Source organism: Streptomyces sp. NRRL F-5755, assembly GCF_001279365.1.
In the GTDB taxonomy this organism is placed as follows: Bacteria; Actinomycetota; Actinomycetes; order Streptomycetales; family Streptomycetaceae; genus Streptomyces; species Streptomyces rimosus.
Window position 1 is genome coordinate 140,595 of sequence record NZ_LGCW01000262.1, and the last position, 21,182, is coordinate 161,776.

Below are 21,182 nucleotides of genomic sequence, written 5' to 3' on the forward strand. Positions count from 1 at the left end.
TTTCGGCACCTTTCAGGAGCTCGGCGCCCCGCCGATGACGTGGTTGACCCGGCGGCGCAGCCCGTTCCAGCGCCGGTCGTGCCGGAAGGCGCGGACCTTCGCCTTGGCGCGGGCCTTGGGGCGCCGCCGGTAGAACCGTTTCGCCCAGGGTGAGTTCGGCCGCGCCAGCCGGACCGCCCCGAACAGCGCGACGAACGGTACGAACACCCCGATCACCGCCAGCCTCCCCTTCCCCTTGAAGAGCGCCACCAGTGCGAACAGGAAGTTGATCCCGACGGTCCGCACCACCCGGAACCGGTTGTGGAACTCGTCGGGGTCCAGTTCGTTCACCCCGAACGGCAGCGCGCCGCCCAGGATCAGCGCCACCAGCGCGGCCGTGACGATCACGATCTCCACGCTCTTGGTGCCCTGCTCGCTCCAGTACACGTCGTCCAGGTGCAGGATCAGCGCGAACTCGTCCAGCACCAGCCCGACGCCCATCCCGAACAGCACCGCCGCTATCCCGGACCCGTACCCGTGGCGCCCGCCGGCCAGCGCGGTGAACCCGCCGACGACCATCAGCACCACACCGGGCACCACGTGGTGGATGTGCAGGCCCCCCGGCGAGATGTTCCGGAAGGGGCCCTTCCCGGCCCGGATCAGCCGGGTGATCACCCGGGTCACGGCAAACGTCAGCACGAAGGAGACGAGCGCGAGCAGCAGGGGCAGCTTCCCCGGCTCGATGATGTTGCGGAACCACCAGTGACCCATGCCACGCACTCCCCGTTTGTCGCGTATAGGGGCAATTTACGCCGTACGGTCCGTGGCGGCCGGGTTAGCCTGCCGCGGTGAACGACGCCGCCACCTCCTCCGGCCCCCCGCCTTCCCCCACCCTCGGGGACGCCATGCGTTTCGCCTTCGGCACGCTGACCGTGCTGCCGGTACGGCTGCGCCGCTGGGACCGGGCGGCGGCACGCGGCGGCATGCTGTGCGCACCGGTCGCGGGCCTGGTGATCGGCCTGGCCGCAGCGGCCCTCGGCTCGCTTCTCCTCCTCCTCGGCAGCGGCCCCCTCCTCGCCGCCGTCGCCACGGCCGCCGTCCCCGCCGCCCTCACCCGCGGCCTCCACCTCGACGGACTCGCCGACACCGCCGACGGCCTGGGCAGCGGCAAGCCCGCCGACGACGCGCTGCGCATCATGAAGCAGTCCGACATCGGCCCGTTCGGCGTCATCACGCTGCTGTTCACCCTGCTGGCCCAGGTGGCCGCCCTGTCCCACCTCTACGAACAGAGCTGGACCCACGGCGCGGCAGCCGCCACCCTCTCCGCCGTCACCGCCCGCTGCGCCCTCACCCTCACCGCCCGCAAGGGCGTCCCGGCAGCCCGCCCCGAGGGCCTGGGAGCAGCGGTGGCCGGCACGGTACCGCTGCGCTGGGCGGCGACGGCGGCGGCTACGGTGCTCACCTTGTCCACAGCCACCGGCGCCCTCCACGGCACCTACAAAGCCCTCCACATGGCCCTGGCCACCCTCCTGGCCCTCGCCACAGGAGAAGCCGCCCTACGCCGCTGCCGCCACCGCTTCGGCGGCATCACGGGAGACGTCTTCGGTGCGATCGCGGAGGTTACGGGACTGGTTGTTCTGGTGGTGCTGGCGGTGGGGTGAGGGCCGGGGCCAGGCCGCCTACGCCGCCTAAGTTGGCCCCGTGGAGCACGACAACGAACCCCAGCGCATGTCCAACGCCGAGCTGGAGCAGTTTCGCGAGCTCCTGCGGCGCTACTGCGCGCAGGAGCTCGACCAGTGGGAGGCGTGGCAGGCGGAGACGCCGTACGGTCCCGTATACGTCACTTTGAGCCGGGCGCTACCGGAGGGGACGGACGGGAGTGCGTACCGGCCTCTCTAGATGCCCCACCTCCCCCGGCCTCAGCAGGTCTCCCGCCAAGCGTCCAAATGCAGCCGCTTCTGCATGGAGCTGAGTCCCAGGCGCTTGGAGTTGCGGCAGAAGCGGGAGGCCGGGAGTTCGTATTCGACGTGGAAGACGGCCTTGTCGGCCTCGATGAAGGGGGTCATGGCCGCGCACTCGCCGTACTCGGCGCACTGCTCGTTGACGGCGAAGTCGAAGTCGCCGACGAGCTGGGGGATCTGGTCGAGGTCGTTCTTGAGGCCGACGGACATGCCGCGGTCGTGGGCCAGCTTGGCGATCATGCGGTTGAAGGCGAGCTGGTCCTCGGCGGTCAGGTCGAAGCCGGTCTTGTTCTTGTAGCCGTCGACGTTGTCCGGCTCGACGGCGTCGAAGCCCTTGTCGCGGCACATGTCGAAGCGCTTCGCCATCAGGGGGCGCAGCACGTCCAGGCGGCGGATGTCGAGCCAGCGCTCGCCCTCCCAGCCGTTCTCCTCGCCGATGACGTTCTTGGGGAAGCGGCGCGCGTCCGGGCGGAAGTCCTCGTAGGCGCCGACGCTGATGTAGCAGATGGCCTTGCGGCCGCGCTGGTGGAGGTCGGCGACCGTGGCGGCCTTGTGGTTGAAGCCGTCGATGTCGTAGACGGGCGCGTCGACGGACAGGTCGAGCTTTCCGGTCAGCTGCCACTGCCAGGCGGTGCCGGGCTCGGGGCGCCAGATGGGCTTGTGCGTACCCGTGCCGCCGGGGCTGCTCGGGCTCCCGGTGCCGGGGCTCGCCCCGTGGCTGGGCTTGCCGTCCGGGCCGTCAGGTATCTGGGAGCAGGCGGTGGTGACCAGCAGGAGCGAGCCGAGGAGGAGCAGCAGTCTCTTGCGGAAGCGCGGGGACGTCATCGGGGGGTCTCCAGGAAGGGGGGTAGGGCGTCCCAGGGGTGCGGCGCGGTGCCGGGGACGGCGCAGTGCACGGCGGCCCCGCGCTGCCGGGCCAGCTCGGCGGCGGCCTCCGCGCAGGTCTCGGGGAGGCCGTGGATGAGATGGCAGAACCGTTCGGGCGGGTGGTGGGCGGTCCACTCCGGGATCTCGGCGTTCTCGTACGCCGCCCAGCTGTTCTCGAAGGTGACCAGGAGGTCGGCGAAGTCGAGGTAGCGGGGGTGCGGGTGGAGGCCGTGGTTGAGGACGACGGTAGCGGCCCCGGTGGCCCGCGCGGCGACCGTCAGCCGGCTGTAGTGCGCGAGGAGAGCGGCGTCGGCGGCGGCCTGGTCGAAGAACGCGCCGTCGGCCCCGTACCAGTCGCGGTACCGCAGCAGGTCCTGGGCGACGGCCGCGTGCGGACGGCGCCCGTAGTCGGTGTCGGTGTAGCCGAGGATGCGTACGCCCGCCTCCCGCAACCGCCGGGCGACCTCGGCGAAGTCCCGGTCGGGGGCGGCACCGGGGCCGCTGGCCGGGTTGAGCACCACACCGTAGAGGTCGGGCGCCGCCTCGATCAGCCGCTGCCAGGCGTCCGGGCGCTCGGCCGGGTGCTCGTAGAGGGGGACCAGCAGCTGGCGGGAGGGCGGACAGGGCTGTCGCGAGGACGGCCGGGTCATGGTTCGTGGGCTCCTGTCGGAAATGGGGCGAGATGCTGAGGATACGAGTACCGGCCACGGCAGGCGGATCCGGCGTCGGTTACCGGCCATAAGGAGGGGGACAGACCGGGGCGTCCATCATCGGGCCGCGGTGCGCGGATCCGGGCCGGGTACCGGCAGGGGCGAAGCCCTGGGCGGGAGCGCCCGCCCGTCGCGCCACGGCACCCGTATCCGGCGCCGGACGCCGACGAGGGGCGAAGCCCCATACGGAAACGCCCGCCCGTCGCGCCACGGCACCCGGCTCCGGCACCGAACACCGGCCACGGTCGGGCCCGTACGGGAACACCCGCCTGCCGGGCCGCGATGCGGGGACCAGGCACCGGACCGGACATGCAGGCGCGCGCCGTACGGGCGTCGAGCGGATGCCGCCTCCTCAGCGATGAGCCGTGGCCCTCCCCAGCAAGACCGAGACCAGCCCGCCCAAAACGAGCGCGGCCACCCCGCAGACGGTCAGCTGTGCGACGGCCGGAGACAGTGGCCCGGCCACCAGGAGAACCGTTTGAGCGATTGCGGCCAGGCCACACACCGCCGCCGCGACCGGCACCGCGCCGAACGCCTGGAGCAGCAGCGCCGTCCACAGCACCGTGCCCAGGCACAGCAGCCCCAGCGCGTGTGCCCAGTCCATCGGCGGCCCCTGCCGCCACACCGCGCTCCCGACGCCGCCGAGCAGCGCCAGGACCGCGAGGTAGCAGGCCAGGCAGCGGGCCAGCGCGCCGGAGGTGGCGCGCCAGAACGCGGCGAAGGTGGTGCTGGCGCGCAGCCCGGCCACCGCCCGGCTGCGGTAGCGGTACAGCAGCCATTCGGCCGGGCCCATGCTGAGCGTGAGGGCCACCGCCGCGGGCGCCGCGACCTCGGCGTGCGCCCCGTACCGCAGGACGTCGCCGAGCGCCGTGTGCAGCACCAGGACGCCGATGGCCAGGCCGAAGAGCCCGTACGGCACGGAGGCCACCGCGCGCGGCGCGGGCCCGTCGTGCCGGGGCTCGCTGCGGCAGCGCCACACGGTGACGGCGGCCAGCGTGAGGGCGGCGCCGAGCGACAGCACGAGCAGCCCTTCGCGTACGGGGTCCGGCGGCACGTACACCGCCATCAGCGCGGCGCCGAGCCCGACCGGGGCCAGCGCGCACAGCAGCCACCGTTCCTGCCCGAAGACGAGCAGGGCGGTCGCGGAGCCGAGGTAGACCGCCTGGCCGGCGGCGAAGATCACCGCGCCGGGGGCGTCCGCGTCGGCGACACCGACCGCCCAGGCGACGCCCGCCCCGAACAGCGCGCCCAGCGGCGCGCCGACGGCCAGCGAGCGGGCGGCGGGCCACCGTTCGCCCAGGCCCAGCCAGGAGTACGCGCGGTGGGCGAGCGCCTGGTTCCAGACCCATCCGGCCAGGGCGCCCGCCAGCAGCGGGAGGGTGCCGGCGGGCAGCCCGTGGGAGTCCGGCGGCCCGGACAGCAGGTGGGAGCCGACGACGTAGGCGAGGCCGGGCAGGGCGAAGACCAGGGCGCGCAGCAGGCAGCCGAGCAGGCTGACCCGCCAGGGGTCGGTGAGGACGCGGTCCGGTTCCGGGTAGCGGCGCGGCACGCGCTCGTACAGTTCCTCGGCGAGGGCGAAGGAGTTCTCGCGCCCGTAGGTGAGCTTGATCTGGTCGTCGCTCATGCCGTCGGACTCGATGATCGCGGCGATCTCGTCCGGGTGGACGGCGGCGGCGATCAGATCGCCCATGCGGCCGGCGAGTTCGTCGACCGGGTCGGGCGCGGCCCACTGCGGGCGCTGCGGACGTGGCACGTCCGGCAGATCGTCCGTACGGCCCTTGCCCTCCCCCGGTACGAGCCAAAGGGGTCCGCTCACCAGCCGCCCCCGTCAGCGGCGAGCGGGGCGCGCCACGGGCCGCGCAGCTGGAGGGTCCACTCCTCCCGGGATTCCTGCGTCTCCTGCGCCTGCCGGTCCGCGCCGTCGAGTTCGCGGTAGATGGTGCGGAAGCCGTCGACCGAGCGGCGCAGCGTGAACTGGTCGATCACCCGCTGCCGGGCCCGGCTGCCGAGTTCGGCGCGCTTCTCCCAGCCGCCCTTGAGGAGTTCGAGGGTGGCCTTGGCCATGGCCTCCGGTTCCCGCGGCGGTACGACGAGCCCGGTGTCGCCGACCGCCTCGCGCACCCCGCCGACGTCGGTCGAGACCGTCGAACGGCCGCAGGACATGGCCTCTATCAGGCTGAACGGGAAGCCCTCGGAAATGCTGGAGAGCATGACGATGCTGCCGGCGGCGTAGGCGCGGGCCACGTCGTCGATGCGCCCCTCCCAGCTGAGCCCGTCGGTCACGCCGAGCGAGGCGGCCAGCTTCTCGCACCGGGTCTTGTATGCCTCGCCGCCGGCCGGCACCCCGCCGAACAGCCGCAGCCGCAGGTTGGGGACCTCGGCGCGGCACAGCGCGTAGGCGCGGATGAGGGTCTCCAGGTCCTTGATCGGGTCGATCCGTCCGGCCCAGCTCAGCGTCGGTTCGTCCGGCTCCTGTTCGGCGTGCGGGAAGAGCTGTACGTCGACGCCGTTGTAGACGGTCCGTATCTTCTCGGGCGGGGTGCCGCCGCGCTCCTCCCAGCGGGTGTTGTACTTGTTGCACGGCGTGATCAGGTCGGCGGCCCGGTAGCTCTCGATCGTCAGCTGCCGGTAGAAGCCGAGCATCAGGGCCTTGACGGGCCAGCGCTGCGCGTCGCGGCGGTAGCCGAGGTAACGTTCCCGCAGGTAGATGCCGTGCTCGGTGAGCAGGAACGGCACGTCGTCGAACTCCTTGGCGGCGAGCGCGGGCAGGCAGGCCAGCCCGTTGCTGACCGCGTGCGCGACGCTGTCCTCCGGTACCCGTACGGCCAGCGGGCGCAGCGCGTGCTCCAGCAGGTCGGTGGCGGTCAGCGCGTCGTGGACGGTGGGCTCGGCGGCGCGGGTGGCGACGTGCGGCAGGGTCCAGATCCACATCAGGGAGCGCAGCGCGGTCTCGGTGCGCAGCGCGGCGCTGAGCCGCCCCTCGCGGGCGAGCGCGGCCAGCGCGTACAGCTCGGTGCCGAAGTCGGTGCAGGACTGCGGGTCGAGCATGGAGAGCAGGAAGCGCTCGTAGGTGTCGACGAAGCGACGCCGCTCGCGCCCCCGGAGCCCGGCGCTCCGGCGGCCCGGCGGCGGGCCCCACATCGGCACGGAGGACTGCGCGTAGACGTTGGCGGGCAGGTCCCAGGTCACCGGTTCCCGGCCGCTGCCGGTCAGCGCGATGACGTTGAAGCGGACTTCCGGCATGCCCCGTACGAGCTGGTCGCACCAGGTGGAGACGCCACCGTGGACGTGCGGATAGGTGCCCTCGGTCAGCATGGTGACATGCCGGCCGGGCTGTGGCGCGTCGTCCGGCCGCGGACTTCGGCTGCCGACCTCGTACAGGGTTGCGTTCATGGCAAATCCCCCCCGGGAACATAGGTGCTGGGTGGAGCGGTGTGGTGCGCGCGGGCGCGGGTGCTGCGGGCACCGTGCGGGCGCGGTGGTACGGCCGGCGGCCGTGCCGGCCCGGTGCGGCGTGCGGGCGCGGACTGCGGGGACGTACGCGGGCACGCTGGTGCGGCGAGCGGGTGCCGGTGTGCGGGCACGCCCGAGAGGCACCGGTACGGACGGGTCCGTACCCACGCGTCCGTACCGGTGCCTGAAGACGGGTGCGCCCTGCTGCACCGGTGCGTCGGTGCGGGCGCGATGAGTCTGTGCGGTGGGAGCTGTGCGGTGTCTTTGGTGCGGGGTGGTGCGGTGCTGCGGGTACGGCCGCGCGCGGGCTGCGGTGCGGGCGCGCGCCGCGCGTGGCCGTGGTGCGACGTCATGGGGTGGTGCTGTGTGCGTGCTGTGCGTGCGGGCGGGCCGGGTTCGGTCGGCGACGGCGGTGCGGGTACGCGACGGCCGGCCGCCCGGTCCCGGCCCGCCGGTCCCGGCAAGCGGGCCGGGCGGTACCGGGAACGCGTCAGGCGGTCGTCGGAAGCTTGAGCGTGATGGCCGCTCCGGGCGACTGCGCTGTGGCCCACTCCGATACCCGTCCGGCATAGCGAGTGCCGAAATCCGCGGTCCCATTCGGGAGTTGTGTTCTGGTTCCGTCGGGCATCGTAGCCGCAGCGGCCACCCCGGCCGGCGACGTGATGGTGACAGTGTCGCCAATTCTGTATGCCGTCACCGAACCGGCGTCCAGGGCCTTCTGCCAGGCCGCACGCTGCTGCATCTCGCGTCCGATGTCCCGGTGGCGCTGGTTGACGACCGGCGTGTCGGCGGCGAAGAACCCGCGATAGTCGGCCAGAACTTTGTCCAGAACCGGATAGGCGATCCGGTCCTCGGCGAGGTTCGACTGATGGATGTAGTGCGGGCGCGGGTCGTTGGCCAGAGCATGCCCGAGAGCGGTGCGCGCCTCCAGCGGAACGATGTACGAGGTGTAGCCGGTGGAGGTCGGCAAGGGCGCGGGCAGACAGGTGGAGTTGGGGTCGGTCTCGCAGATCCCGCTGCCGCCGTCGGCCTTGCTGGTGTAGATCCAGTTGTACTCGTCGGTCTCCTCGGCCGCCGTCGCCGCGTTGTAGAACACGTTCATCGGGTAGCGCGGCACGGTCAGCGCCGGGCCGGCCTGCCGCTGCGCGGATTCCCGCGAGTTGTCGCTGGCGAGCCACTTGACGCCGGTGGCGGTGAGCGCCGGGGCGAGGTTGGGGTTGTCCTGCGGCTGCTGCGGCGTGGACTTCAGGCCGGAGTGCTCGCCGGTGACCAGCTCCGAGGCGTCCACGTCCAGGCCCTTGGCCACGCCCCAGGCGTGGTTCTTCTCGATCTCCGCGGTGATCTCGCTGCGGCTCACCCACCGGGTCTGGCCGAACCAGTCCTTGGCGCAGCGCCAGGGCACGGTCGAGGTGTCCTGCACACAGCCGAGGAAGGGGTGGGTGTAGGTGTGGTTGACCCAGCGGTATGCGGACTTGTCGGCCAGCAGCCGGTCGGCCAGCGCGTCCACGCCGCCGTGTTCCGCCTTCCACTCCTCGCCGGAGCCCGCGTTGTAGACCATGTCGAGCTGGTAGCCGCGGTCGCGCTGCCACTGGGCGGCGTACGCGGCGTCCGCCTCGGTCATCCGGATCTGCGCGGTGTCCGGCACACCCGGCGGGCAGTCGAAGTCCCCGGGGGTGCAGTTGTTCTTGGTGTCCCAGCGGGAGTCCGGCGCGAAGACGTCGTCGACCTGTACGGAGAAGTAGTTGCGGCTCTGGCCCAGGTGGACGCCCTGCGTCAGCCAGTCCACGATGCCCCGGGCGAGGAGGCGGAACTGCTGCTGGTAACGATTCTGCGCGAAGGTGACGACCAGCTCCCTGCGGCCGTCGCGGGCGTACTCGCCGATCAGCGAGCCACGTGTGGAGCCGCCCGGCACCGCCGCGTCCAGGTACGTCGTGAACGTGGCGCCCGCGGGCGGGTTGGTGACCGGCTGGGCGATGTAGCCGTACGACTCGGAGACCTTCGGGTCGGCGTCCTCGAAGGGCACCGCGCCCTTGAGGTAGCCGAAGGGCCCGGCCTTGCCCGCGTCGGTGGTGCGGGTGGCGAAGCCGTCCAGCACACCGGCGTAACCGCCCTCGTCGGGCGTGCGCAGGCCGACGTCGGGCCGCGCGTAGGTGTAGGCGTCCACCTGCGGGATCTTGTACGTGGCCTCGTACGCCTTCAGGGCCGCCAGCTCCGGCGAGTCGGCGCTGCCGAACGGGTTGTCGTTCGGCATCACCACGCCCTGGAACTTGGCGCGCGGCCGGCCGTCGACAGTGTCGCCGAGGAACGCCTCGTTGATCACCGGGCGGCCGGCGGCCGACAGATCGACGGTCGTGTACGGGATGCCCTGGCTGCGCAGTTCGCTGACGATGGCGTCGGTGGTGTCACCGCCGTCGGTGATCACCAGCACCCGCAGGTCGATGCGGGGCACCACGTCGGCGGCGGCCTGCGCCGCCTGGGCGGGCGTGCTCGCCACCGCCAGCGGTAAGGCCGTGACGAACGCCGTGGCGAGCGCCGTGAGAACCCTGGCCGGTCTGATGGACGACTTGTTGTTGCTGCCCATGGGCGCAGTCCCTTCCCCCCGGAAGTCCCCCTGCTTCCGGAAGCGCACCGGGCAGGCTCGTGCTCATCATGCGAAGGTTCGAGGGCGTGTATCCCACAGTCACCACGACTGTGACACACGTCTCATTCGTCGCACGGGAATTGACGGCGGAACCCGGCACGCCGGACCGGCCGTGTTTCCCGTGAAACCGGCAACGTCCCGGCTGGTGGGGCGCATTGAGGCCCACGGTACGGGTGGTGAAGATGTGACAGGACGGCCGATACGGCATCAAGCGGTTACGGGCGGCGGGCCCGAGCGTAGGCTCGGCCGCAGCAGCGCCTTGGGCGCGAACGGATTCCCGGACGGAACAGGACTTTCATCACCGTGACTGCACTGACCCTCAGCACATCCTCCGCCGCGACGTTGCGTGCGGACGCCGTCGTCGTCGGCCTGGCCAAGGGCGCCAAGGGCGCCGTGCTGGCCCCCGGCGCCGAGGCCGTGGACAAGGCGTTCGACGGCAAGCTCGCCGCCGTACTGGAGACCCTCGGCGCGAGCGGCGCCGAGGGCGAGGTGACCAAGCTGCCCGCCGCCTCCGGTCTGAAGGCCGCGGTCGTGCTGGCGGTCGGTCTGGGCAAGGCCCCGGCCGAGGACGCGGAATACGACGCCGAGACGCTGCGCCGCGCCGCCGGCTCCGCCGCCCGCGCCCTGGCCGGCAGCAAGAAGGCCGCCTTCGCGCTGCCCGCGGAGGACGCCGGGGCCGTCGCGGCGATCGGCGAGGGCGCGCTGCTCGGCGCGTACGCCTTCAGCGCGTACCGCAGCAACGGCGACACGAAGGCCGCCCGCGGCGCCAAGAAGGCCGACGACAAGTCGGCGCCGCTCGCCGAGGTGGCGATCCTCGGCGGCAAGCCGCGCGACAAGGCCCACAAGGCCGCCGTCGAGCGGGCCCAGACGCTGGCCGCCGAGGTCAACCGCGCCCGCGACCTGATCAACACCCCCTCCAACGACCTCACCCCGAAGTCCTTCGCCGCGCAGGCCCAGGCCGCCGCGAAGGAGTTCGGCCTCAAGGTCGAGGTGCTGGACGAGCGGGCCCTGAAGAAGGGCGGCTACGGCGGTCTGATGGGCGTCGGCCAGGGTTCGGAGAACCCGCCGCGCCTGGTGCGGATCGGCTACACCCACGCGAAGGCCGAAAAGACCCTGGCGCTCGTCGGCAAGGGCATCACCTACGACTCGGGCGGCATCTCCCTGAAGCCGGCCGGCCACAACGAGACCATGAAGTGCGACATGAGCGGCGCCGCCGCGGTGTTCGCCGCGGTCGTGGCCGCCGCCCGGCTGGGCCTGCGGGTCAACGTCACCGGCTGGCTGGCGCTGGCCGAGAACATGCCGTCCGGCGCAGCCCTGCGCCCCGGCGACGTGCTGACCATGTACAGCGGCAAGACCGTCGAGGTGCTGAACACCGACGCCGAGGGCCGGCTCGTGCTGGCCGACGCGCTCACCCGCGCCTCCGAGGAGCAGCCGGACGCGATCGTGGACGTCGCCACGCTGACCGGCGCCATGGTGCTGGCGCTGGGCAACCGCACCTTCGGGATCATGGCCAACGACGACGCCTTCCGGGCGAGCATCCACGAGATCGCGGAGGAGGCCGGCGAGCCGTCCTGGCCGATGCCGATGCCGTCCGAGCTGCGCAAGGGCCTGGACTCCCCGATCGCCGACCTGAAGAACGTCGGCGATCGGGCCGGCGGCGGCCTGCTGGCCGGTGTGTTCCTCCAGGAGTTCGTCGGCGAGGGCATCCCGTGGGCGCACCTGGACATCGCCGGTCCGGCCTTCCACGAGAGCGCGCCGTTCGGCTACACCCCCAAGGGCGGCACCGGCTCCGCGGTCCGCACCCTGGTGGGCCTGGCCGAGCGCACCGCCGACGGCGACCTCGGCTGACCCCGTAGGGTTGCTCCCGATGTGACGGTACGGCCCCGGGTACGGCACCCGGGGCCGTACGCGCGTGTACGCCGGTCGCCGCCGCGGCCGTGTGCCGCGTGTTCGCCCTCGACGAAATTCGTACACGCCTACGCCGGAGTAACCGCCAGCGCAACCCCCGGGAACGGCCATCGTGCCGCCCCGCAGCCCGGCCCGCCGTCCCGCCCGCGTTCAACAAGTGCGAAGATGGGTTCTTGGCAGGACAGGGCCCCCCTTACCCAGGGCCGATCCAAGAAGCGGCCGATCAACAGCCGCCGCCCGGTCACCGACGACCGGCTCCGGCGTACCCATGCATGGAGGACGTGACGTGGCGAACGACGCCAGCACCGTTTTCGACCTAGTGATCCTCGGAGGCGGTAGCGGCGGTTACGCCGCTGCCCTGCGCGGGGCGCAGCTGGGCCTGGACGTCGCCCTGATCGAGAAGAACAAGCTCGGCGGCACCTGCCTGCACAACGGCTGCATCCCCACCAAGGCCCTGCTGCACGCCGGCGAGATCGCGGACCAGGCTCGCGAGGCCGCGCAGTTCGGTGTCAAGACCTCCTTCGAGGGCATCGACATCGAGGGCGTCCACAAGTACAAGGACGAGGTCATCTCGGGCCTGTACAAGGGTCTGCAGGGCCTGGTCGCCTCGCGCAAGGTCACCTACATCGAGGGTGAGGGCCGGCTGTCCTCCCCGACCTCCGTCGACGTCAACGGCCGGCGTGTCCAGGGCCGCCACATCCTGCTGGCGACCGGTTCCGTGCCGAAGTCCCTGCCGGGCCTGAACATCGACGGCGACCGGATCATCTCCTCGGACCACGCGCTGAAGCTGGACCGCGTGCCGAAGTCCGCGATCGTGCTGGGCGGCGGCGTCATCGGCGTCGAGTTCGCCTCCGCGTGGAAGTCCTTCGGCACCGACGTGACCATCGTCGAGGGCCTCAAGCACCTCGTCCCGGTCGAGGACGAGAACAGCTCCAAGCTGCTGGAGCGGGCCTTCCGCAAGCGCGGCATCAAGTTCAACCTCGGCACCTTCTTCGACAAGGCCGAGTACACCCAGGACGGCGTCAAGGTCACGCTGGCCGACGGCAAGTCCTTCGAGGCCGAGGTGCTGCTGGTCGCCATCGGCCGCGGCCCGGTCTCCCAGGGCCTGGGCTACGAGGAGGCCGGGGTCGCCATGGACCGCGGCTACGTCCTGGTCGACGAGTACATGCAGACCAACGTGCCGACCATCTCGGCCGTCGGTGACCTCGTCCCCACCCTCCAGCTCGCGCACGTCGGCTTCGCCGAGGGCATCCTGGTGGCGGAGCGGCTGGCCGGTCTGAAGACCGTGCCGATCGACTACGACGGCGTGCCGCGCGTGACGTACTGCCACCCCGAGGTCGCTTCGGTGGGCATCACCGAGGCGAAGGCCAAGGAGCTGTACGGTGCCGACAAGGTCGTGGCTCTGAAGTACAACCTCGCGGGCAACGGCAAGAGCAAGATCCTCAAGACCGCGGGCGAGATCAAGCTCGTCCAGGTCAAGGACGGTGCCGTGGTCGGCGTCCACATGGTCGGTGACCGCATGGGCGAGCAGGTCGGCGAGGCCCAGCTGGTCTACAACTGGGAGGCCCTGCCGGCCGAGGTTGCGCAGCTCATCCACGCGCACCCGACGCAGAACGAGGCGCTCGGCGAGGCCCACCTGGCCCTGGCCGGCAAGCCTCTGCACTCCCACGACTGATCCCGGTCCGGGCGCGACCACATCCGCACTTTCTGTAAGGAGCAAGAGAAACCATGGCGGTTTCCGTAACCCTTCCGGCGCTCGGCGAGAGCGTCACCGAGGGCACCGTCACCCGCTGGCTGAAGGCCGAGGGTGAGCGCGTAGAGGCCGACGAGCCCCTGCTGGAGGTGTCGACCGACAAGGTCGACACCGAGATCCCCGCCCCCGCCGCCGGCGTGCTGGCCTCCATCAAGGTGGCCGAGGACGAGACCGTCGAGGTCGGCGCCGAGCTGGCGATCATCGACGACGGCAGCGGCGCGCCCGCGGCCGAGTCCGCCCCGGCGCAGGCCGAGGCGCCGGCCGAGGCCCCCGCCCAGCCCGAGCCCGCTGCGGCTCCGGCCCAGGAGGCCCCGGCCCAGGCCGAGGCTCCCGCGGCCCCCGCCGGTGGCGCCCAGGGGACCGACGTCGTCCTCCCCGCGCTCGGCGAGAGCGTCACCGAGGGCACCGTCACCCGCTGGCTCAAGGAGGTCGGCGAGGAGGTGGCCGAGGACGAGCCGCTCCTTGAGGTCTCCACCGACAAGGTCGACACCGAGATCCCCGCCCCCACCGCCGGCACCCTGCTGGAGATCCTGGTGGGCGAGGACGAGACCGCCGAGGTCGGCGCCAAGCTGGCCGTCATCGGTCAGAAGGGTGCGGCTCCGGCGCAGGCCGAGGCTCCGGCCGCTCCGGCGCCCGCCCCTGCCCAGGAGGCCCCGAAGCAGGAAGCCCCCAAGCAGGAGGCTCCGGCTCCGGCTCCGGCTCCGGCTCCCCAGGCGCCCACCACTCCGGCCCCGCAGGCCGTGACCACCCCGGCTCCGGACCCGGTTCCGGCCGCCCCCGCGCCGGCTCCGGCCGCCGCCCCCGTCACCCCGGCCCCCGCCGCGGGTGAGGCGGACGCCGCGTACGTCACCCCCCTGGTCCGCAAGCTGGCCCAGGAGAACGGCGTCAACCTGGCCACGGTCAAGGGCACCGGCGTCGGTGGCCGTATCCGTAAGCAGGACGTCATCGCCGCCGCCGAGGCCGCCAAGCAGGCCGCTCCGGCTGCCGCCGCTGCCCCGGCCGCCGCCGCTGCCAAGTCGACGGGTCCGGTCATCGAGGCGTCGCCGCTGCGCGGTCAGACCGTCAAAATGCCGCGGATGCGCAAGGTCATCGGCGACAACATGATGAAGGCCCTGCACGGCCAGGCGCAGCTGACCTCCGTGGTCGAGGTGGACATCACCAAGATCATGCGGATGCGCAACAAGGCCAAGGACGCCTTCGCGCAGCGTGAGGGCGTCAAGCTCTCCCCGATGCCGTTCTTCGTCAAGGCCGCTGTCCAGGCACTGAAGGCCCACCCGGTCGTCAACGCCCGGATCAACGAGGACGAGGGCACGATCACCTACTTCGACACCGAGAACGTCGGTATCGCGGTGGACGCGGAGAAGGGCCTGATGACCCCGGTCATCAAGGGTGCGGGCGACCTGAACATCGCCGGCATCGCCCGCAAGACCGCGGAGCTGGCCGGCAAGGTCCGCACCAACAAGATCAGCCCGGACGACATGTCGGGCGCGACCTTCACGATCAGCAACACCGGCTCGCGCGGTGCGCTGTTCGACACGGTCATCGTGCCGCCGAACCAGGTCGGCATCCTGGGCATCGGCGCCACCGTCAAGCGCCCGGTGGTCGTCGACCATCCTGACCTGGGCGAGACCATCGCCGTGCGCCACATGACCTACCTGGCGCTCTCCTACGACCACCGCCTGGTGGACGGTGCCGACGCGGCCCGTTACCTGACGACGGTCAAGCAGATCCTGGAGGCCGGCGAGTTCGAGACCGAGATCGGTCTCTGAGCACGGCAGCCGCCACACAGGTGTGCAGGGTCGGCCCCGGTTCGTACGACTTCGTACGAGCCGGGGCCGACCCGTTTTCGTTCCACGGATAATGGCCCTCCTGCGGTGGCCCCCGCGCCGTCCGTCGGCGCGCGGCCCGGCCGCCACCTGCCACACGCTCTGAAGGAGCACGTCATGACCCCGCCCGTCGTCCATTCGCTCCGCGAGCAGATCCGCGAGCACATCCTGGAGGGGATCGTCAGCGGGCGCTGGCAGCCCGGCGAGCGGATCGTGGAGCGGCGGATCGCGGTCGAGCTGGCGGTCAGCCAGACGCCCGTACGCGAAGCCCTGCGCGAGCTGGAGTCGCTCCAGCTGATCGAGTCGGCCCCGAACAAGGGCGTACGCGTACGGAATCTGACCGCCGACGACCTCAAGGAGAGCTATCCGGTACGGGCCGGGCTGGAGCAGGTGGCCGCGGAGCTGGCCGCCGGGCGGCTGGCCGAGGACACCGCGGCGCTGGACCGGGAGGTGGCGGCACTGTGCGAGGCGGACCGGCACGGCGACGGCGAGGCGCAGGTGCGGCACACGGTCGCCTTCCACCGGGAGATCGTGCGTGCGGCCCGTAACGCCGTCCTGCTGCACACCTGGGAGTCGCTGGGCGTCGAGGTGTGGACCACGCTCTCCATCCGCTGGTTCAGCCCGGAGCCGCGCTCGCACGCCCGGGACCACCAGGAGATCGTGGACGCGTTCCGGCGGCGCGACCCGAGGATCGGCGAACTGCTGAAGACGCATGTACTGAGCTGCGCGCCCCGGGTCTGATGCCTCAAGCCCTCAGGCGGCATGCCCCGGACTGATGCCTCAACCCCTCAGGCGCATGCCCCGGATCTGACGGCTCAGCCCCTCAGGCGCCCGCGCGGGGTCTGAATCCGCAGGTCCACAGCCGTATCGCCTTCGATTCGGAGCCGCAGGCGACCTGGCACCCCGTGCCTAAAAGGCTGGCACCCCGTGCCGACCTGCGGTTTTTCCTTCAACTTGCGTTGATCGATCATCGATCAGAGGCGTATCGTCGTTCCTGGGGCGCGACACCCCTGCCTGCCAAGCACTCATCGCACCTCCCTCCTTCGTCCGGAAAGGGGCCACCCATGCCCGATCCCGTGCGCATGCCGTACAGCCAGCTCGACCAGGTCCCGGACCGCGACCCGGAGGAGACGGCCGAGTGGCGCGAGTCCCTGGACGCCGTCACCAAGGCGGCCGGTGAGCACCGCGCCGCCTATCTGATGCGCCGTGCCGTGGAGCACACCGGTGCCCCGGGCCTCGCGCCGCTGGAAACCGACTACGTCAACACCATCCCGACCGCCGCCGAGCCCGAATTCCCGGGTGACGAGGCGATGGAGGCCCGGATCACGGCGTGGAACCGCTGGAACGCGGCCGCCATGGTCACCCGCGGCTCCCGCCTCGGCCTCGGCGGCCACATCGCCACCTTCGCCTCGGCGGCCTGGCTCTACGAGACCGGCTTCCAGCACTTCTTCCGCGGCAAGGAAGCCGACGGAAGCGGCGACCAGCTCTACATCCAGGGCCACGCCTCCCCCGGCATCTACGCCCGCGCCTTCCTCGAAGGCCGCCTCACCGAGGACCAGCTCGACCGCTTCCGCCAGGAGGCGGCCGGCGACGGCCTGCCCTCGTACCCGCACCCGCGGCGCCTGCCCTGGCTGTGGGAGTTCCCCACCGTCTCCATGGGCCTCGGCCCGCTCTCCGCGATCTACCAGGCGCGCTTCAACCGCTACCTGGAGCACCGCGGCATCAAGGACACCTCGAACTCCCACGTATGGGCGTTCCTCGGTGACGGCGAGATGGACGAGCCCGAGTCGACGGCCGCACTGGCACTGGCCGGCCGCGAGGGCCTGGACAACCTGACCTTCGTCATCAACTGCAACCTGCAGCGCCTGGACGGCCCGGTCCGCCCCAACTACAAGATCGTGCAGGAGCTGGAGGCCCAGTTCCGCGCGGCGGGCTGGAACGTCATCAAGTCCCTGTGGGGCCGGGCGTGGGACGAGATCTTCGCCCAGGACACCGACGGCGCCCTGCTGCGCCGCCTGCGCGAGACCCCGGACGCGCAGTTCCAGACGTACGCCACCCGCGACGCCGCCTACCTGCGCGAGCACTTCTTCGGCGCGGACCCGTCGCTGGGCCGTATCGCCCAGGGCCTGTCCGACGCCAAGCTGCTGGAGCTGTTCCAGACCTCCCGCGCGGGCCACGAGCCGCGCAAGGTGTACGCCGCGTACAAGGCCGCCGTCGAGCACAAGGGCGCGCCCACCGTCATCCTGGCGCAGACCGTCAAGGGCTACACCCTCGGCGAGGGCTTCGAGTCCCGTAACGCCAACCACCAGATGAAGAAGCTCACCGGCGAGCAGTTCCGCACCATGCGCGACCTCCTGGAGCTGCCGATCCCGGACAGCGCCCTGGACGCCGACGTGGTGCCCTACGCCCACCCCGGCGCCAACTCGCCCGAGATGGAGTACCTGCGCGAGCGCCGCGCCGCCCTCGGCGGTCCGGCCCCCGCCCGCAAGGTCGTCGCCAAGCCGCTGCCGATGCCCGCCGACAAGGCGTTCGATGCGCTGAAGAAGGGCTCCGGCTCGCAGGAGATCGCCACCACCATGGCGTTCGTCCGTCTGGTCAAGGACCTGATGCGGGACAAGGAGACCGGCAAGCGCTGGGTGCCGGTCGTGCCCGACGAGGCCCGTACCTTCGGCATGGAGTCGCTGTTCCCGTCCGCCGGGCTCTACTCCCCCGTCGGCCAGACCTACGACCCGGTCGACCGCGACCAGCTCCTGTACTACAAGGAAGCCAAGGACGGCCAGATCCTCAACGAGGGCATCACGGAGGCCGGTTCGCTGGCCGACTTCACCGCGGCGGCGACCTCGTACGCCACCCACGGCGAGCCGATGATCCCGTTCTACATCTTCTACTCGATGTTCGGCTGGCAGCGCACCGCCGACCAGTTCTGGGCACTCGCCGACCAGCTGGGCCGCGGCTTCGTCATCGGCGCCACGGCCGGCCGTACGACGATGACCGGCGAGGGCCTCCAGCACGCGGACGGCCACTCGCACCTGATCGCCTCCACCAACCCGGCGGCGCTCTCCTACGACCCGGCGTTCGCGTACGAGGTCGCGGTGATCGTCAAGGAGGGCCTGCGCCGGATGTACGGTCCGGACGCGGAGGACATCTTCTACTACCTCACGGTCTACAACGAGACCAAGGTGCAGCCCGCCATGCCGAAGGGCGAGGGCATCGAGGAAGGCATCCTCAAGGGCCTGTACCGCTTCAAGGAGGCCGAGCCCGCCGCCGCCGACGCGCCGCGCCTCCAGCTGCTGGCCTCCGGCACCGCCATCCACTGGATCCTGGAGGCCCAGGAGATCCTGGCCCGCGACTGGGGCGTGGCGGCGGACGTCTGGTCGGCGCCGTCCTGGACGGAGCTGCGGCGCGACGCCCTGGAGTGCGACGCCGCGCGCCTGGAGGGCGAGGACCGTATCCCGTACGTGACCCGCGCGCTGGCCGGGGCCCCCGGCCCGGTCGTGGCGGTCAGCGACTGGATGCGTGCCGTGCCCGACCAGATCGCCCCGTGGGTCGAGCAGGACTGGGCCTCCATCGGCACCGACGGCTTCGGCCTCTCCGACACCCGCGAGGCCGCCCGCCGCCACTTCGGCGTCGACGCCCAGTCGGTGGTCGTGCAGGCCCTGGCCGCACTGTCCCGCCGCGGCGACGTGAAGGCGGAGACGGTCAAGGAGGCCAAGGAGCGGTACGGGCTGTAAGCCCTTCGAGGCGCGGCGGGCGGTTCGTCCGCCGCGTTCGCCCCCACGGCATGTCCGCCCCACGCGCCGGCTCCGGCCGGCGCCCCCCGCTCCCGTGCGGAGACCACCTCAACCGCGCCCGGGGTCTCCGCACGGGATCTTCATCGGGGCAGCGCCCGGGACGGCCTCCCGGGCGGCATGATGCAGCCATGCGCGCTGCCCGGCTGATCAGAATGGTGCTGCTCCTCCAGTCCCGCCCGTCGATGACGGCCGCCGAGCTGGCGCGGGAGCTGGAGGTCTCGGAGCGTACGGTCGCCCGCGACGTGCTCTCCCTCTCCGAGGCCGGGGTGCCGGTCTACGCGGACCGCGGCCGGGCCGGCGGCTACCGTCTCATCGGCGGCTACCGCACCCGGCTGACCGGCCTCGGCCGCAGCGAGGTGGAGGCCCTCTTCCTCTCCGGCGTACCCGCCGCGCTGCGCGACATGGGGCTCGCGGACGCCGCCTCCGCCGCCCGCCTGAAGGTTTCCGCGGCCCTGCTGCCCGAGCTGCGGGACGCCGCCGACGGCGCCGCCCAGCGCTTCCACCTCGACGCGCCCGCCTGGTACCGCGAACCGGCCACCCCGGAACTGCTGCCCGCCGTCGCGGACGCGGTCTGGGACGACCGGCGCGTGGCCGCCCGCTACCGCCGCAAGGACACCGAGGTGGAACGGGAGTTGGAGCCGTACGGGCTGGTGCTCAAGGCGGGCGTCTGGTATCTCGCGGCACGGGCCGGTGAGGACGTACGGGTGTACCGCATCGACCGCTTCACCTCCGTCACCCTGCTCGACGACCGCTTCACCCGCGACCCCGATTTCGACCTGCCCGCCTTCTGGGCGGAGCGCGCCGCCCAGTTCGCCCGCTCGATCCTGCGGGACGAGGTGACCGTACGGCTGACGCCCGCGGGCGCCCGGCAGCTGCGGCACGTCACCGACCGCGCCGGCGCCGACGAGGCCCTCGCGGCGGCGGGCGAACCCGACGAGCAGGGGCGGATCACCGTCGCCCTGCCCGTCGAATCCCTGGACGTCGCCTTCGGCCAGCTGCTCGGCCTCGGCCCCGAAGGGGAGGTGCTGGCTCCGGCCGCACTGCGGGAACGGTTCGCCGCGGCGGCGGCGCGTACTTATGGGCTGTATCGGGAGTCGTGAGGGGGTGGGGGCGGGGGCTGGGGCCGCCCGTCCCCGACCGGAGCCTCCGCGTCTGCCCCGCCCGGAGCTTTCGTGCCCGCTCGCCCGCGCCGCCTACCGGTACCCGGTCGTGTCCGCCGGCTTCCCCGCCTGTTCGACTTCGGTGATGTAGCGCCAGGCGTCCGGCGCCGAGCCGTCCACGTCCGTGAAGCCGTACTCCTTCGCCAGGCCGCCGCTGGAGAGCGCCTGCCCGTTGAAGCGCGCCACCTCCGGATCGGCGGCCAGCGCCGCCACCGCCCGCCCGACGAACACCGGCGTCTCCGAGATCGCGAAGTGCGGGTTCTGCGCGCAGCCCGCCCGCCAGTTCTCCTCGGTGACCTTGAAGTGGGTGTCCAGCATGGCCTCCGAGCGCAGCCAGCCCGGCGTCACGCACACCGCCGTGCAGCCGTACTCGGGCAGTTCCTCGGCGAGCCCCTTCGCCATCCTGATCGGCGCGCTCTTGGCCAGGTCGTAGTAGAAGGGCTCCCGGTAGCGCCGGTTGAACTCCTCCGTACCGTCCGTCACCTCCACCACCAGCCCGCCGGGGCGGCGGATCAGCAGCGGCAGTGCGCAACTGCTGGTGATGATGTGGCTCTCGACCCCGAGCCGCAGGACGCGCAGCCCTTTCTCCAGGTCGTGCTCCCACATCTTCTTTCCCCACTCGACATGCACATCGCCGCCCCACAGGTCGTTGACGAGGAGGTCCAGCCGCCCCTGCTCGCGGTCGATACGCCCGGTCAGGGCCCGTACCGCCGCCGGGTCGAGGTGGTCCGTCGGTACGGCGACGCCGGTGCCCCCGGCCGGCGCTCCGGCCGCCGTCACCAGCTCGGCGGTCTCCTCGATCGTCTCGCTCGACCGGCCGACCTCGCTGATGTGCTCGCGGGTCGTACGGCCGGTGACGTAGACCGTGGCGCCGCCCCGGCCCAGCTCCACCGCCATCGCCCGGCCCGCGCCCCTGGTGGCCCCGGCGACCAGCGCGACCTTTCCGGTCAGCGGTCCCGGAGTGGTGGTTGTTGCGGCCATGGTGTTCTCTCCTTCACGCATGGCACGACCTTCGCGCCGAAACCCGACACCTTGTGTCCGGTTTTTGTGCGGCTTTCTGTGTCCGCATTCCTGGCGGAGCGGAGCGGGCTCCTGCCGGTGGGCCGGTACGGATCGGTGTGGATCAGTGTGTG

The 21,182-nt window shown here is 72.0% G+C and carries 15 protein-coding genes; 8 read left to right on the forward strand and 7 right to left on the reverse strand.

Features of this window, described 5'->3' with window-relative positions; translation table 11 throughout:
• Positions 1–12 precede the first annotated feature (12 nt).
• Positions 13–750, reverse strand: a complete 738-nt coding sequence (locus ADK86_RS22505; RefSeq protein WP_053698197.1) for a hypothetical protein — start codon at positions 748–750, stop codon at positions 13–15.
• 134 nt (positions 751–884) lie between these two features.
• Between ADK86_RS22505 and ADK86_RS22510 the strand changes: the two genes are divergently transcribed.
• Positions 885–1,640 (forward strand): adenosylcobinamide-GDP ribazoletransferase, encoded by a 756-nt coding sequence (locus tag ADK86_RS22510; RefSeq protein ID WP_053698226.1) that lies wholly within the window; start codon positions 885–887, stop codon positions 1,638–1,640.
• Positions 1,641–1,680: 40 nt separating this feature from the next.
• Entirely contained in the window at positions 1,681–1,878 is a 198-nt protein-coding gene (locus ADK86_RS22515; protein ID WP_053698198.1) for a hypothetical protein, read from the forward strand.
• A 20-nt stretch (positions 1,879–1,898) separates the two neighbouring features.
• On the opposite strand, the gene ADK86_RS22520 is transcribed toward ADK86_RS22515, so the two are convergent.
• From ADK86_RS22520 to ADK86_RS22540, 5 genes are all read right to left on the reverse strand, one after another.
• Positions 1,899–2,765: an endo alpha-1,4 polygalactosaminidase gene (locus ADK86_RS22520; protein ID WP_053698199.1), complete on the reverse strand. Its 867-nt coding sequence runs from the start codon at positions 2,763–2,765 to the stop codon at positions 1,899–1,901.
• Complete coding sequence (locus ADK86_RS22525) at positions 2,762–3,457, reverse strand: spherulation-specific family 4 protein (protein ID WP_053698200.1); 696 nt, start codon at positions 3,455–3,457, stop codon at positions 2,762–2,764. The genes ADK86_RS22520 and ADK86_RS22525 overlap by 4 nt, the downstream gene beginning before the upstream one ends.
• Before the next feature lie 412 nt (positions 3,458–3,869).
• Positions 3,870–5,333, reverse strand: a complete 1,464-nt coding sequence (locus ADK86_RS22530) for a hypothetical protein (protein WP_053698201.1) — start codon at positions 5,331–5,333, stop codon at positions 3,870–3,872.
• Positions 5,330–6,832, reverse strand: coding sequence for a GT4 family glycosyltransferase PelF (pelF, locus tag ADK86_RS22535; protein WP_053698227.1), 1,503 nt, complete (start codon positions 6,830–6,832; stop codon positions 5,330–5,332). Before pelF ends, ADK86_RS22530 begins: the two co-directional genes overlap by 4 nt.
• Before the next feature lie 628 nt (positions 6,833–7,460).
• Positions 7,461–9,551, reverse strand: a complete 2,091-nt coding sequence (locus tag ADK86_RS22540; protein WP_053698202.1) for a hypothetical protein — start codon at positions 9,549–9,551, stop codon at positions 7,461–7,463.
• 363 nt (positions 9,552–9,914) lie between these two features.
• Here ADK86_RS22540 and ADK86_RS22545 point away from each other — a divergent pair, with 363 nt between their 5' ends.
• The 6 genes from ADK86_RS22545 to ADK86_RS22570 all read left to right on the forward strand — a co-directional run bounded on the left by ADK86_RS22545 (position 9,915) and on the right by ADK86_RS22570 (position 19,989).
• On the forward strand, positions 9,915–11,459 hold the full coding sequence (locus ADK86_RS22545; protein ID WP_053698203.1) for a leucyl aminopeptidase: 1,545 nt from the start codon (positions 9,915–9,917) through the stop codon (positions 11,457–11,459).
• 346 nt (positions 11,460–11,805) lie between these two features.
• Positions 11,806–13,194 (forward strand): dihydrolipoyl dehydrogenase, encoded by a 1,389-nt coding sequence (lpdA, locus tag ADK86_RS22550; RefSeq protein WP_053698204.1) that lies wholly within the window; start codon positions 11,806–11,808, stop codon positions 13,192–13,194.
• 53 nt (positions 13,195–13,247) lie between these two features.
• Positions 13,248–15,041, forward strand: coding sequence for a 2-oxoglutarate dehydrogenase, E2 component, dihydrolipoamide succinyltransferase (sucB, locus tag ADK86_RS22555; protein ID WP_053698205.1), 1,794 nt, complete (start codon positions 13,248–13,250; stop codon positions 15,039–15,041).
• Positions 15,042–15,215: 174 nt separating this feature from the next.
• On the forward strand, positions 15,216–15,839 hold the full coding sequence (locus ADK86_RS22560) for a GntR family transcriptional regulator (RefSeq protein ID WP_003983448.1): 624 nt from the start codon (positions 15,216–15,218) through the stop codon (positions 15,837–15,839).
• A gap of 323 nt (positions 15,840–16,162) precedes the next feature.
• Positions 16,163–18,829 carry a pyruvate dehydrogenase (acetyl-transferring), homodimeric type gene (gene aceE, locus ADK86_RS22565; RefSeq protein WP_053698206.1) on the forward strand — a complete coding sequence of 889 codons (2,667 nt, stop codon included), beginning with the start codon at positions 16,163–16,165 and terminating at the stop codon, positions 18,827–18,829.
• 188 nt (positions 18,830–19,017) lie between these two features.
• Positions 19,018–19,989 carry a helix-turn-helix transcriptional regulator gene (locus ADK86_RS22570; protein ID WP_053698207.1) on the forward strand — a complete coding sequence of 324 codons (972 nt, stop codon included), beginning with the start codon at positions 19,018–19,020 and terminating at the stop codon, positions 19,987–19,989.
• A 93-nt stretch (positions 19,990–20,082) separates the two neighbouring features.
• Here the strand turns inward: ADK86_RS22570 and ADK86_RS22575 are convergent, their stop codons facing one another.
• Positions 20,083–21,030 (reverse strand): SDR family oxidoreductase, encoded by a 948-nt coding sequence (locus tag ADK86_RS22575; protein ID WP_053698208.1) that lies wholly within the window; start codon positions 21,028–21,030, stop codon positions 20,083–20,085.
• Positions 21,031–21,182 lie beyond the last annotated feature (152 nt).

Coding starts and splice junctions, on each gene's coding strand:
- ADK86_RS22505 (WP_053698197.1), bottom strand. CDS start 750: ATGGGTCACTGGTGGTTCCGCAACATCATCGAGCCGGGGAAGCTGCCC.
- ADK86_RS22520 (WP_053698199.1), bottom strand. CDS start 2,765: ATGACGTCCCCGCGCTTCCGCAAGAGACTGCTGCTCCTCCTCGGCTCG.
- ADK86_RS22575 (WP_053698208.1), bottom strand. CDS start 21,030: ATGGCCGCAACAACCACCACTCCGGGACCGCTGACCGGAAAGGTCGCG.
- ADK86_RS22510 (WP_053698226.1), top strand. CDS start 885: ATGCGTTTCGCCTTCGGCACGCTGACCGTGCTGCCGGTACGGCTGCGC.
- pelF (WP_053698227.1), bottom strand. CDS start 6,832: ATGCTGACCGAGGGCACCTATCCGCACGTCCACGGTGGCGTCTCCACC.
- ADK86_RS22525 (WP_053698200.1), bottom strand. CDS start 3,457: ATGACCCGGCCGTCCTCGCGACAGCCCTGTCCGCCCTCCCGCCAGCTG.
- sucB (WP_053698205.1), top strand. CDS start 13,248: ATGGCGGTTTCCGTAACCCTTCCGGCGCTCGGCGAGAGCGTCACCGAG.
- ADK86_RS22540 (WP_053698202.1), bottom strand. CDS start 9,551: ATGGGCAGCAACAACAAGTCGTCCATCAGACCGGCCAGGGTTCTCACG.
- ADK86_RS22560 (WP_003983448.1), top strand. CDS start 15,216: ATGACCCCGCCCGTCGTCCATTCGCTCCGCGAGCAGATCCGCGAGCAC.
- ADK86_RS22570 (WP_053698207.1), top strand. CDS start 19,018: ATGCGCGCTGCCCGGCTGATCAGAATGGTGCTGCTCCTCCAGTCCCGC.
- aceE (WP_053698206.1), top strand. CDS start 16,163: ATGCCCGATCCCGTGCGCATGCCGTACAGCCAGCTCGACCAGGTCCCG.